Origin of the sequence: Streptomyces sp. 2323.1, from assembly GCF_900221035.1 — a bacterium.
Taxonomy (GTDB): domain Bacteria; phylum Actinomycetota; class Actinomycetes; order Streptomycetales; family Streptomycetaceae; genus Streptomyces; species Streptomyces sioyaensis.
Genome location: NZ_LT907981.1, coordinates 1,632,019 through 1,644,879, shown reverse-complemented (window position 1 = coordinate 1,644,879; position 12,861 = coordinate 1,632,019). Strand labels below are relative to the sequence as shown.

The 12,861-nt window shown below is 72.3% G+C and carries 9 protein-coding genes and 1 riboswitch; of the genes, 6 read left to right on the top strand and 3 right to left on the bottom strand.

What is annotated here, in order from left to right:
* Nucleotides 1–83: 83 nt before the first annotated feature.
* The gene (locus CPH93_RS06445) at nt 84–2,222 is read left to right on the top strand and encodes a xanthine dehydrogenase family protein molybdopterin-binding subunit (RefSeq protein WP_096212235.1); all 2,139 of its coding nucleotides are present in this window, start codon (nt 84–86) and stop codon (nt 2,220–2,222) included.
* Nucleotides 2,223–2,400: 178 nt separating this feature from the next.
* Entirely contained in the window at nt 2,401–2,943 is a 543-nt protein-coding gene (locus tag CPH93_RS06440) for an ATP-binding protein (protein ID WP_093486188.1), read from the top strand.
* Between the two features lie 186 nt (nt 2,944–3,129).
* Here the strand turns inward: CPH93_RS06440 and CPH93_RS06435 are convergent, their stop codons facing one another.
* Complete coding sequence (locus CPH93_RS06435; RefSeq protein ID WP_096212234.1) at nt 3,130–4,020, bottom strand: class I SAM-dependent methyltransferase; 891 nt, start codon at nt 4,018–4,020, stop codon at nt 3,130–3,132.
* 229 nt (nt 4,021–4,249) lie between these two features.
* Here CPH93_RS06435 and CPH93_RS06430 point away from each other — a divergent pair, with 229 nt between their 5' ends.
* The gene (locus CPH93_RS06430) at nt 4,250–6,307 is read left to right on the top strand and encodes a phosphocholine-specific phospholipase C (RefSeq protein ID WP_093486192.1); all 2,058 of its coding nucleotides are present in this window, start codon (nt 4,250–4,252) and stop codon (nt 6,305–6,307) included.
* Between the two features lie 84 nt (nt 6,308–6,391).
* Here the strand turns inward: CPH93_RS06430 and metE are convergent, their stop codons facing one another.
* The gene (gene metE, locus CPH93_RS06425) at nt 6,392–8,716 is read right to left on the bottom strand and encodes a 5-methyltetrahydropteroyltriglutamate--homocysteine S-methyltransferase (protein ID WP_096212233.1); all 2,325 of its coding nucleotides are present in this window, start codon (nt 8,714–8,716) and stop codon (nt 6,392–6,394) included.
* 159 nt (nt 8,717–8,875) lie between these two features.
* Nucleotides 8,876–9,092: riboswitch (cobalamin riboswitch) on the bottom strand.
* 326 nt (nt 9,093–9,418) lie between these two features.
* Here metE and CPH93_RS06420 point away from each other — a divergent pair.
* From CPH93_RS06420 to CPH93_RS06410, 3 genes are all read left to right on the top strand, one after another.
* Entirely contained in the window at nt 9,419–10,477 is a 1,059-nt protein-coding gene (locus CPH93_RS06420; RefSeq protein ID WP_096212232.1) for an aldo/keto reductase, read from the top strand.
* Between the two features lie 248 nt (nt 10,478–10,725).
* Nucleotides 10,726–11,139: a cupredoxin domain-containing protein gene (locus CPH93_RS06415; RefSeq protein ID WP_231977203.1), complete on the top strand. Its 414-nt coding sequence runs from the start codon at nt 10,726–10,728 to the stop codon at nt 11,137–11,139.
* A gap of 70 nt (nt 11,140–11,209) precedes the next feature.
* Nucleotides 11,210–11,659, top strand: coding sequence for a hypothetical protein (locus tag CPH93_RS06410; RefSeq protein WP_096212231.1), 450 nt, complete (start codon nt 11,210–11,212; stop codon nt 11,657–11,659).
* 27 nt (nt 11,660–11,686) lie between these two features.
* On the opposite strand, the gene CPH93_RS06405 is transcribed toward CPH93_RS06410, so the two are convergent.
* Complete coding sequence (locus tag CPH93_RS06405) at nt 11,687–12,835, bottom strand: L,D-transpeptidase (RefSeq protein ID WP_093489338.1); 1,149 nt, start codon at nt 12,833–12,835, stop codon at nt 11,687–11,689.
* Nucleotides 12,836–12,861: the final 26 nt, after the last annotated feature.

Genomic DNA, 12,861 nt, shown 5'->3' with positions numbered 1-12,861 from the left:
CACGCCGACCACGACGACCGGAGCGCCACCGCCGCAGCCGATCCCCGTCCCCGACCCCCGTCCCCGACCCAAGGACGCGAGCCATGAGCCCCGACCTGTTCCCGCTCGGACCACCCCCCTACCCCCTGGGCGCCCCGCTCGCCCGCCGGGAAGGAAGGGAGAAGGTCACCGGCGCTGCCCGTTACGCGGCCGAACACACCCCGCCGGGCTGCGCCTACGCCTGGCCGGTGGCCGCGACCGTCGCCCGGGGCCGGATCACCGCAGTGGACGCCACTGCGGCGCTCGCGCTGCCGGGGGTGTGCGCGGTGCTGACCCACGAGAACGCACCCCGCCTCGCGGCCGCCGACGACCCGACGCTGTCGCTGCTCCAGGACAACCGGGTGCCGCACCGCGGCTGGTACGTCGCGCTCGCCGTCGCCGACAGCCTCGAAACCGCCCGCGCCGCCGCCGAGGCCGTCCGCGTCAGCTATGCGACCGAGGACCACGACGTGCTGCTGACGGCCGGCCATCCGCGGCTGTACGAGGCCAAGATCGCCAACGGCGGCTATCCCGGGACCCGGGAACGCGGCGACTTCGACGGGGCGTTCGCCGCCGCACCGGTCACCGTCGACGCCACCTACACCGTGCCCCCGCTGCACAACCACCCCATGGAACCGCACGCCTCCACCGCCCACTGGAGCGAGGGCCGGCTGACCGTCCACGACTCCAGCCAGGGCTCCACCAAGGTCTGCGAGGACCTCGCCGCGCTGTTCTCGCTGGACACCGACCAGGTCACGGTCGTCTCGGAGCACGTCGGCGGCGGCTTCGGCTCCAAGGGGACGCCCCGCCCCCAGGTCGTCCTGGCCGTGATGGCGGCCCGGCACACCGGGCGCCCGGTCAAACTCTCCCTGCCGCGCCGTGAGATGGCCGCGGTCGTCGGCCATCGCGCGCCCACCGTCCAGCGGGTGCGCCTCGGGGCCGGCGACGACGGGGTGCTCACCGCCCTCGCGCACGAGATCGCCACCCACACCTCCACCGTCACGGAGTTCGTCGAGCAGGCCGCGGTCCCGGCGCGCATGATGTACACCTCGCCGAACAGCCGGACCGTGCACCGCGTCGTCCCGCTCGATGTCCCCACGCCCTCCTGGATGCGCGCACCGGGCGAGGCCCCCGGGATGTACGCCCTGGAGTCGGCCGTCGACGAACTCGCCGTGCTGCTGGACGTCGACCCCGTCGAACTGCGGCTGCGCAACGAGCCGGACACCGAGCCGGACAGCGACCGCGCCTTCAGCAGCCGGCATCTCATCGGCTGTCTCCGGGAGGGCGCCAAGCGCTTCGGCTGGGCGTCCAGGGATCCCCGGCCGGGCGTACGGCGCGAGGGCGACCTGCTGCTCGGCACCGGCGTCGCGGCCGCCACGTACCCGGTCTACGTCGCCCCGTCCAGCGCCGAGGCGCAGGCCGCCGCCGACGGCAGCTACCGGATCCGGGTGAACGCCACGGACATCGGCACCGGCGCCCGCACCGTCCTCGCGCAGATCGCCGCCGCCGCGCTGACCGTGCCGGAGGAGCGGGTCCACATCGAGATCGGCAGCAGCGATCTGCCGCCCGCGATGCTGGCCGGCGGCTCCATGGGCACCGCCTCGTGGGGCTGGGCCGTCCACAAGGCCTGTATGGCGCTGCGGGCACAACTGCGCCACCACGACGGGCCGTTGCCGGCCGACGGGCTGAGCGCCGTCGCGGACACCCGTCAGGAGGCGGCCGAACGGTCCCCCTACGCCCGGCACGCCTTCGGGGCCACCTTCGCCGAGGTCCAGGCCGACACCGTCACCGGCGAGGTCCGGCTGCGCCGGCTGCTGGGCGTCTACGCGGCCGGCCGGATCCTCAACGCCCGTACAGCGCGCTCCCAGTTCATCGGCGGGATGACCATGGGGCTGGGGATGGCGCTCATGGAGGGGAGCGGGCTGGACCCCGCCTTCGGGGACTTCGCCGAGTGCGATCTGGCCTCCTACCACGTGCCGGTCTGCGCCGACGTCCCGCAGATCGAGGCGCACTGGCTCGACGAGGAGGATCCGCACCTCAACCCCATGGGCAGCAAGGGCATCGGGGAGATCGGCATCGTCGGCACCGCGGCGGCCGTCGCCAACGCCTTCCGGCACGCCACCGGCATCCGGCTGCGCGACCTCCCGCTCACCGCGGACAAGGTCCTGCCGCGGTTGCGGGCCCGCCAGGAGGGACTCGGGTGAGGGGCCGGCCTGGAGGGCCCGAGCGAGGGGCCCGCGCACTCCAAGATCTGTTGCGGAACCCGCGCAGTCGGGTCACCATGACAAATGACCCATACGTGATAAATGCTCACTCTTCGTGTTCGGGGTTCGTTGGTCCAACGAGGTGAAGGGCGTGAGCCTCGCGGTGAGGAGCCACGACATGACACTTCCCGGCGACCGGCACTACACGGTCGAACTGCATGCTTCGGCGGAGCGTGTGCCGCAGATCCGGCGGATTCTCGCCGCGCATCTGCGCTACTGGGATCTTGAGCTGCATATCCCGCCCGTGTGCCGGGGAGTGGCGGAACTCCTGACCAACGTCCATCGCCATATCGGGCCGGACGCCCGGTGCGTCGTCGAACTCCGCTGGAGCGGCCGCCACCTCACGGCCTCCGTCGCCGACGAGGGACCCCGGCTGCCCAAGCTGCGCAGCGCCGCCGGCGGCGGGCTCTCCACGGTGGCCGCGCTGAGCGACAGTTGGGGCACCTGCGGCACCCCGGAGGGCAAGGTCATCTGGTTCACCCGCCGGGTCGAGTCGGCCCGCAAGTCCCGGCTGACGGCCCGCACCCCGCTGCGCAGCGTGCCCGACACGAAGGGCCAGCCCGTGGTGCCGCCGCCGGTCCCCGCCGAGCCGCTCGTCGAGCCCGTCCCCGAGGCGACGGCCGGCGCCGCCCCGGAGGCGGCGGCGGTGTCGGTCGCCTGACGCACCATCATTTCGCCGTACGGCGAGCAGCCGTCGTACGGCGAGGGGGCCAGGAATCCGGTGGCCCGCCCCGTTCCCGTCAGTGCGTACGGGACGGGGCGGGCCGCCGCTTTCCGTCGGTGCGGCCTCCACCTTCCGCCGCGGGCCGCCGTGTTCCGCCGGTGCCGGACCGCCCCGCCGCGCAGGTCACCGCCGCAGCGCCGTCACCAGCCAGGCCGCGCAGCCGAGGGTGACCCCGTCCGGGCCCTGGTGCGCGGCCAGCGCGTCCCGGAGTGCGGCACGTGCCCGGGCCCCGGTTTCCTCGCCCACCTCGGACAGCATCTCCTGCGCCATCGGCATGGCGGTCAGCGCGGCCAGCGCACCGTCCGCGTCGGTGCCCACCCACATCGGCTCGTCGAGCGCGGTGAGTGAGATCTCCTCGAATCCGGCGCCGCCCAGCAGCGCGGTGATCCGGTCGGCAGCATCGAGGGAGAACGGCCCGGGGGCGCCCGGTGCCCCGAGGTCGGGCAGCTGCACATACGGGGCGAGGGCGGCGAACGGCACGGTCAGATAGGCGTTCTCGCGCAGCTCCCGCCAGCACAGGAAGGCCAGCCGGCCGCCCGGACGCAGGGCGCGGGCGAGGTTGCGGAAGGCCGCCCGCGGATCGGCGAAGAACATCACGCCGAAGCGGCTGAGCACGACATCGAAGGCGCCGTCGGCGAAGCGGTGGATCTGGGCGTCGCCCTCCGCGAAGGTGACCTGTGACAGTCCGGCCGCCGCGGCCTGCTGCCGGGCCTCGGCCAGCAGTGGACGCGACAGGTCGACACCGAGCACCGACCCCTCGGCCGCGGCCCGCCCCGCCGCCAGGCTCGTGCCGCCGCTGCCGCATCCGACGTCCAGCACCCGGCTGTCCGGCCGCACCCCGGCCGCCGCCATCAGCTGCGGTGTGAGCCGGCGGTAGCGTGCCTCCAGGTTTTCCCGCTGCCGGACCCAGTACTGTCCGTCCGCGCCGTTCCACGCCTGTGCCTGCGCGGTGTTGCCCGCCGCCACTTCGTCGGGCGGGAGCGGCCCGTCGGCTCCCGTGGCTCCCTGGCTCATTGCGTCCTCCTCGTCCGTCGTGGCCGGTTCCCGCTGCCTTCCCCCGCCCGACCAGGGTGTTCGCCGTGCGTACCGCGATTTGTCACACCCGTGTCACACCCCCTTCCCCGATGCTCGTTCCTCTTGGAACACTCTGCTGACGCTGTATTCCCCACTGTTCCCTCCATCACCGCACAGCATCACCCCCACCATCGCGAATTCCCGCACACACCACGAGGTTCCCCATCTCATGCCTGAACTGAATCGGCGGCGTTTCCTCCAGATCGCCGGCGCGACCGCAGGTGTCTCGGCCCTGTCGAGCAGCATCGCCCGTGCCGCGGCCATCCCCGCAGCGCGACGCTCCGGCTCCCTGCGCGACGTCGAGCACGTCGTCGTCCTGATGCAGGAGAACCGTTCCTTCGACCACTACTTCGGCTCGCTCAAGGGCGTACGCGGCTTCGGTGACCCCCGGCCGCTCCTCCTCGAGAACGGCAAGTCCGTCTGGCACCAGTCCGACGGCTCCAAGGACGTCCTGCCCTACCACCCGGACGCCGAGGACCTCGGCATGCAGTTCATCGAGGGCCTCAACCACGACTGGGCGGGCGGCCACAAGGCCTGGAACAACGGCAAGTACGACAGCTGGGTCCCGGCCAAGGGCACCGGCACGATGGCGTACCTGACCCGCAAGGACATCCCGTTCCACTACGCGCTCGCGGACGCCTTCACCATCTGCGACTCGTACCACTGCTCGATCATCGGGGCCACCGACCCCAACCGCTACTACATGTTCTCCGGCCACGTCGGCAACGACGGCTCGGGCGGCGGCCCGGTCCTGGGCAACGAGGAGGCGGGGTACAGCTGGACCACGTACCCGGAGCGGTTGGAGAAGGCCGGGATCTCCTGGAAGGTCTACCAGGACATCGGCGACGGCCTGGACGCCGACGGCAAGTGGGGCTGGATCGAGGACGCCTACCGCGGCACCTACGGTGACAACTCCCTGCTCTTCTTCAACCAGTACCGCGACGCCAAGCCCGGCGACCCGCTCTACGACAAGGCCCGCACCGGCACCAACGCCAAGCAGGGCGACGGCTTCTTCGACCAGCTCAAGGCCGATGTGAAGGCCGGCAAGCTGCCCCAGATCTCCTGGATCGCCGCCCCCGAGGCCTTCTCCGAGCACCCCAACTGGCCCGCCAACTACGGCGCCTGGTACGTCTCCCAGGTGCTGGACGCGCTCACCTCCAACCCCGAGGTGTGGAGCAAGACCGCCCTGTTCATCACCTACGACGAGAACGACGGCTACTTCGACCACGTCCTGCCGCCGTTCCCGCCGGCCTCCGCCGACCAGGGCCTGTCCACCGTCGACACCAAGCTCGACTCCTTCGGTGGCAACGCCACCTACTCCGCCGGCCCCTACGGCTTCGGCCAGCGCGTCCCGATGCTCGTCGTCTCGCCCTGGAGCACCGGCGGCTACGTCTGCTCCGAGACCTTCGACCACACCTCCATCATCCGGTTCATGGAGCGCCGCTTCGGGGTGCACGAGCCGAACATCTCGCCCTGGCGGCGCGCCATCAGCGGCGATCTGACCTCCGCCTTCGACTTCGGCCTGGAGAACACCAAGCCCGCCGCGCTGCCGGCCACCGACGGCTACCGGCCGCCGGACAAGGACCGGCACGACAGCTACGTGCCGAAGCCGCCCGCCAACCCCGTCCTGCCCAAGCAGGAGCCGGGCTCCCGGCCGTCCCGCCCGCTGCCGTACGCGCCGCTCGTCGACGGGTCCGGCACGCCCTCCACGGGGCGCTACACCCTCACCTTCAAGAGCGGTGACAAGGCCGGTGCCTGCTTCACCGTCACCGCGGGCAACCGCACCGACGGCCCCTGGACGTACACCACGGAGGCCGGCAAGAAGATCTCCGACACCTGGAACACCTCGTACTCCAAGGGCGGCTACGACCTGTCGGTCTACGGCCCGAACGGCTTCCTGCGCACCTTCAAGGGCGACGGCAAGAAGGCCGGCCCCGAGGTGACCGCCCGCCACGACGCGACCGCCGGCCGCCTCGTCCTCACCCTGACCAACCACGGCAGCACCGACTGCCACCTCACCGTCACCAACGCCTACGGCGGGGCGACCGAGACCTACCCCGTCCGCGCCGGAGCCACCGTCACCAAGCCGCTCGACCTGCGCGCCAGCAAGCGCTGGTACGACCTGTCGGTCACCTCCGACTCGGACAAGACCTTCCTGCGCCGGTTCGCCGGCCACGTCGAGAACGGTGAGCCGGGCGTCAGCGACCCGGCGATCATCACCGGCTGAACGGGCGGCGCGGGCACGTCCCGCCGCCATGGCAACGGGGCACCCGCCGGATACGGCGGGTGCCCCGTTCTCGGGCCGTGCGGCTCAGGAGGCCGCGTCGGGCAGTTCGGCGCGGACCCCGCGGGCCGCCGCGACCAGGTTCTCCAGTGCGGTGCGCACCTCGGGCCAGCCGCGGGTCTTGAGGCCGCAGTCCGGGTTGACCCACAGCCGCTCGGCCGGAATGGCCTCAAGTCCCTTGTGCAGAAGGGCTGTTGCCTCGTGTGTGCCGGGCACGCGCGGGGAGTGGATGTCGTAGACGCCCGGCCCCACCTCGCGCGGATAGCCGGCCGTGGCGAGCTCCGCGGCGACCTGCATGTGGGAGCGGGCCGCCTCCAGGCTGATGACGTCGGCGTCGAGGTCGTCGATGGCACGGAGGATGTCGCCGAACTCCGCGTAGCACATATGGGTGTGGATCTGGGTGTCCGGACGGACCCCGCCGGTGGTGAGGCGGAACGCCTCGGTGGCCCAGGCCAGATATTCCGCATGGCCGGCGCGCCGCAGCGGCAGCGTCTCCCGCAGCGCCGGCTCGTCGACCTGGATCACCGAAGTCCCGGCCGCCTCAAGGTCGTTGACCTCGTCGCGCAGGGCGAGCGCCACCTGGCGGGCGGTGTCCGCGAGCGGCTGGTCGTCGCGTACGAAGGACCAGGCGAGCATGGTGACCGGCCCGGTGAGCATGCCCTTGACCGGGCGGTCGGTGAGCGACTGGGCGTACTGCGTCCAGCGCACCGTCATCGGCTCGGGGCGGGAGATGTCCCCGGCCAGGATCGGCGGGCGGACACAGCGGGTGCCGTAGGACTGCACCCAGCCGTGCTGGGTGGCGAGATAGCCGGTCAGCTGCTCGGCGAAGTACTGGACCATGTCATTGCGCTCGGGCTCCCCGTGCACCAGGACATCGAGACCGGCCTTCTCCTGGAAGGCGAGGACCTCGCGGATCTCGGCCGCGATGCGCTCGTCGTAGGCGGCGGCATCGATCCGCCCGGCCCGCAGCGCGGCACGGGCGCCGCGCAGCTGGTCGGTCTGCGGGAACGAGCCGATGGTCGTGGTCGGCAGCAGCGGCAGTCCGAGGTGGGCGCGCTGGGCGGCGGCCCGCTCGGCGTACGGTACCGAGCGGCGGCCGTCGGCGCCGGTGACGGCCGCGGCCCGGGCCCGTACCGCCGGGTCATGGGTGAGCTGCGAACGGGAGCGGGCCGCCAGGTCGGCCCGGTTGGCGGCGAGTTCGGCGGCGATCGCGCCGGTGCCCCGGCTCAGACCCCGCGCCAGCGTCACGACCTCGGCGGTCTTCTGCCGGGCGAAGGCCAGCCAGCGGGCGAGCTGCGGGTCGATCTCCCGCTCCATACCGACGTCCAGCGGGACGTGCAGCAGCGAGCAGGACGACGACACATCGACCCGCTCGGCCAGACCGAGCAGCGTCCCCAGGGTGGCCAGCGACTTCTCGAAGTCGTTGAGCCACACATTGCGGCCGTCGACGACCCCGGCGACCAGCCGCTTGCCGGGCAGTCCGCCGGCCGCCGCGAGATCGGCGAGGTTGCCGGCCGCGGCGCCGGTGAAGTCCAGCGCCAGGCCCTCGACGGGCGCCTTGGCCAGCACCGGCAGCGCCTCGCCCAGCCGGTCGAAGTACGAGGCGACCAGCAGCTGCGGGCGGTCGGTGAGCGCACCGAGGCCGCGGTAGGCGCGGGCCGCGGCGTCGAGTTCGGCGGGGGAGCGGTCCTGCACCAGGGCCGGTTCGTCCAGCTGCACCCAGCGGGCGCCGGCCGCCCGCAGGTCGGCGAGCACCTCGGCGTAGACGGGCAGCAGCCGGTCCAGCAGCGTCAGCGGGTCGAAGCCGGCCGCGACACCGGGCGCGGGCTTGGCCAGCAGAAGGTAGCTGACCGGACCGACCAGCACCGGGCGGGCGGTGAGGCCGAGCGCGAGCGCCTCCCGCAGTTCGGTCACCTGCTTGACGGAGTCCGCGGCGAAGACCGTGTCCGGACCCAACTCCGGGACCAGGTAGTGGTAGTTGGTGTCGAACCACTTGGTCATCTCCAGCGGCGCCACGTCCTGGGTGCCGCGGGCCATCGCGAAGTAGCCGTCCAGCTTGTCGGCGGCCACCGCGGCGCGGTGCCGGGCCGGGATCGCCCCCACCATCACGGTGGTGTCCAGGACGTGGTCGTAGTACGAGAAGTCGCCGGTCGGCACCTCGTGGACACCGGCCTCGGCGAGCTGCTGCCAAGTGGCGCGGCGCAGTGCGGCGGCGGTGCTCCCCAGGGCGTCGGCGCTGACGCTGCCCTTCCAGTAGCCCTCGACGGCCTTCTTCAGTTCCCGGTGCGGTCCCTGACGGGGGTAGCCGTGCACGGTGGCGCGGGCGGCCGCGGCGGCGGATGTGCTGGTCACGGAACTCTCCTTCGCGAGTATGACTCCATGGACCCCGGGACGGGTCGAGAGCGCGAAGGGACGGCGAACCGGGCGGGCCGCGGCGCCAACTGGCCGTCCGTGCCCGCCTGAGGTGTCCGCCGACCTGCCCTCGAGGTCACCGAGATCGCCCCGTGCACCGGTCGCACGGGGGCACTGGCAGGTCTTCGGACTCGTGGGCACATCCGCCGAGGCGGACATCTACTGGCCGTCGCTTCCCAGACCCGGCCGGGCCCAGTGCGTATGACGGCGGTCGTTCCCACTCACCGCTGCGGGGCAGTCCCGGAATTCCACCGGGTTCCCTCTTGCGACGCGCCTGCCTGGCGGGCAGGGCGAACCAGTTGCACCCGCCACCCTAGGGCATGTCCGCAAAGTCCCGCCTGGCCCGCGACGCCTGGCACGCACGCTCGCTGCGTTGTCGGGTCGTCCACGTAGGCCCACTACGAGGACGACCCTCCGCCTTGCGATCGCACGCACCAGACGCCGCGGGCCCCGCCCTGCGGGCGGACGACGGGACTTTGCGGACATGCCCTAGGCGCTGCCGCCCCGATCGGACACCGGCTCCCGGACTCCCGCGCGTGACATGGGCCACCGGCCCGCCGCTGTGCGTTTGCCCTGGAGCGCACTCCAGCTCCTAGCGTGGGCGCAGGACCTGACCACCTGTGGCTGAACTAAGGGGACATCGTGCGCTACACACTGTTCGGCAGGACCGGCCTGCGGGTGAGCGAGCTGAGCCTGGGGACCATGACCATCGGCGGCGACCGGGGCTGGGGCACCGACAAGGACACCAGCAGCCGGATCCTGGACGCCTATGCGGACGCGGGCGGCAACTTCATCGACACCGCCAACAACTACACCGAAGGCTCCTCGGAGCGGATCCTGGGGGAGCTGCTCGAAGGCCGCCGGGACAACTTCGTACTGGCCACCAAATACACCTGCGCGACCCGCAAGGGCGATGTGAACGCCGGGGGCAACCACCGCAAGAACCTGGTCCGTTCGGTGGAGGCCAGCCTGGAGCGGCTGCGCACCGACCACGTCGATGTGCTGTGGGTGCACGCACGGGACCACTTCACGCCCGTGGAGGAGGTCATGCGGGCGCTCGACGACATGGTGCGGTCGGGAAAGGTGCTCCATGTCGGCGTCTCGGACTGGCCGGCCTGGGAGATCGCCCAGGCCAACACCCTCGCCGAGCTGCGCGGCTGGACCGCGTTCGCGGGCTCGCAGCTGCGCTACAACCTGCTGGAGCGGACGCCGGAGCGGGAACTGCTGCCGCAGGCCCGCGCCTTCGATCTGGCCGTACTGGCCTGGGCACCGCTCGCGGCCGGCAAGCTCACCGGCAAGTATCGCCGCGGCGAGACCGGCCGGCTGGCCGGCAACGCCGCCGACGACGCCCCCGACCACCAGGCGGAGGAGACCATCACCGCGGTGCTGGAGGTCGCCGAGCAGGGCGGCTGGAGCCCGGCGCAGGTGGCGCTGGCGTGGCTGCGCAGCCGGCCCGGCACCGTCATCCCGATCATCGGCGCCACCAAGGAGAGCCAGCTCCGCGACAATCTCGGCGCGGTCGAGGTCACGCTCGACGCCGATGCGCTGGCGCGGCTCGACCGGACCAGCGCGGTGCCGCTCGGTTTCCCGCACGACTTCCTGCGGGAACCGCGGGTCGTCGAGAACGTCTACGGCGACCGGTGGGACCGGATCGAGGACCGGCGTTCCACCTATCGCCGGACGGTCGGCGGGATCGGGTGACCGGGCGGCGGATCCGCTGACGGGCCGGCGGGCGGGATCCTGACCGGCCGCCTGCCGCCGTCTCTTCCTGCACCCCCGCCGCCCCCTGCGAGACCGCCCGTCTTCCCGCCCCGCTCGCCCGCCCGGCAGGCGGCCGGTTACGCCGAACGCCGCCGCCCGGATGGCCGGGCGGCGGCGTCTGCTGTCTATTGAGTCAGGAGGTGGCCCGCCCGGGGCCGGAGCGGACGGACCGAGGAGAAGGACGCCCGATGAGGAGAACCGCCGGCCCGGCCGTCGCCGTGGCCACCGTCGCGATGTGTGCCATGGGCCTCGGCGGCTGTACGAATACCGGCGAGGGCACCGCCCCGGCCCGGTCCCGTACGCCCACCGCGGCGACGGTGACCGCGGGGCCGACCAGCGCGGCCCCGGCCGCCGCCCGCCTGACCATCAAGGACTTCGCCTTCAAGCCGGCCGCGCTGTCCGTGCGGCCGGGCGGCACGGTCACCGTGGTCAACGAGGACTCCACCACCCACACCGTGACGGCCAACGCCGCCAAGGCCTTCGACACCGGCAGCATCGGGCCGGGCCGGACCGTCACCTTCAAGGCTCCGGCCAAGGCCGGCAGCTACCCCTTCCGCTGCACGATCCACCCGTACATGAAGGGCGCGCTCACCGTCCGCTGACCGCCTGACCGCCTGACCGCCTGACCGCCTGACCGCCTGACCGCCGCTCACCATGAGGCTGGGAGATGCCGTGGCACCAGACAGCTCCGTACCGGAGCGCGGGCGGGCCCGCCGGGTCGCCCGCGGCATCGCGCGGGCGCTCGCGGCGGCCGGGCTGGCCGTGGACGCCGTTGTCCATGCCCGGGTCGCCGCGCAGTACGACGCGGTCACCGCGACCATCGGCCAGGGCACGCTCTTCCGCGTCGAAGCCGTCCTCGCCGCAATAGTCGCCGTGCTGGTGCTGGTCTGGCGCCGTCCGGCGGCCGACATCCTGGCCTGGCTGGTCGCCACGGGCGGCCTCGCGCTGCTGCTCCTGTACACCTACGTGGACGTCGGCACGCTGGGGCCGGTGCCGAACATGTACGAACCGGCCTGGAGCGGCGACAAGAAAATCGCCGCCCTCGCCCAGGCCGTCGCCGTCCTGGCCACCGTCTTCCTGCTGTCCACCCGCGCCCGGCCGCCGGGCAGACACCGCAGATGAGCCTGCGCCGCCCGGGTCAGTGCCGCGTCAGTGGTTGAGCGCGCTGCGCTGCTGCCACTGCTGCCAGCTCTCCTGCCAGACCTCCAGGCCGTTGCCGACATCGGTCTTGGCGGTGCTGCTGGTGCCCTTCACCTCGACCGTGGAGCCGATCGGGAGGAAGTCGTAGGCCTTCTTGGCGTCCGAGGTGGTCATGCCGAAGCAGCCGTGGCTGTTGTTCTCCACACCGATCGACTTGTTCCACGGGGCGGAGTGCAGGAAGGTCCCGGACGCGGTGAGGTGGGTGACCCACTTGGAGGGCAGCGACCACTTGTCGCCGTAGCCGATGGTGGAGGAGTCCATCGTCTCGTCCGCGTTCTTGCTGCGGACGGTGTGCACCCCGCCGCGGGTCGGGGCCTCCGGGGAGCCCGCGGAGCCGCGGATGGTGCCGACGCTCTTGCCGTTCTCGTACATCGTCATGGTGTGCGACGGGACATCGATGACGGCCTTGCGGTCGGCGCCGATGGTGAATCCGAAGTTGTAGTCCCGGGCGAACCAGCCGCCGTCCGTGCCGGAGTTGATCCCGGACAGCGCGCCCTTCACGGAGACCTTGGTGCCGGTCGGCCAGTAGTCCTTGGGGCGCCAGTCGATCCGGTCCTTGCCGGAGTAGTCCTTGACCCAGCCCCAGGCTCCCTGGACCTTCGGCTGGGTGGTGACGGTCAGCGCCTTCTCGATATCGGCGCGCCGGTCCTTGGCTATCGGCTGGTCGAAGAGGATCGAGACCGGCATTCCGGTGCCCACGGTCTGGCCGCCGCTCGGGGTGTTGGTGAGCTTGTTGACCTTGTCGGCCTGCTGCGTGGTGAAGACCGAGGTGCCGGAGGACTCCTTGCCCTTGGCCGACTTCGCCTTGGTGCGCACGGTGTAGGTGGTCTTCGGCGCGACCGTGCCGTCCGAGGCCCATGACGTGCCGTCACCGGTGAGCCGCCCGCCGACCTTGCCGCCCTTGTCGGTCTTCACCTCGACCGAGGTGAGCTTTCCGCCGTCGGCCCGCACGGATATCCGCGAACCGAGCTTGGCCGACTTGGTTCCGGCGGCCGGGGTGACGGTCACCTTGGTCGGCGGCTCGTCCGCCTTCGATGCGTCAGTACCCGGCCCGCACGCACTCAACAGTGCGGCCGCCGCGGTCAGGGCGGGTATCAACCGGGCAGAGTGGCGGCGTGATGCGG

What these genes read in the sequence shown, in the direction of transcription:
- CPH93_RS06435 (WP_096212234.1), bottom strand. Translation starts at nt 4,020, where the DNA reads ATGAGCCAGGGAGCCACGGGAGCCGACGGGCCGCTCCCGCCCGACGAA.
- CPH93_RS06430 (WP_093486192.1), top strand. Translation starts at nt 4,250, where the DNA reads ATGCCTGAACTGAATCGGCGGCGTTTCCTCCAGATCGCCGGCGCGACC.
- CPH93_RS06440 (WP_093486188.1), top strand. Translation starts at nt 2,401, where the DNA reads ATGACACTTCCCGGCGACCGGCACTACACGGTCGAACTGCATGCTTCG.
- CPH93_RS06445 (WP_096212235.1), top strand. Translation starts at nt 84, where the DNA reads ATGAGCCCCGACCTGTTCCCGCTCGGACCACCCCCCTACCCCCTGGGC.
- CPH93_RS06415 (WP_231977203.1), top strand. Translation starts at nt 10,726, where the DNA reads ATGAGGAGAACCGCCGGCCCGGCCGTCGCCGTGGCCACCGTCGCGATG.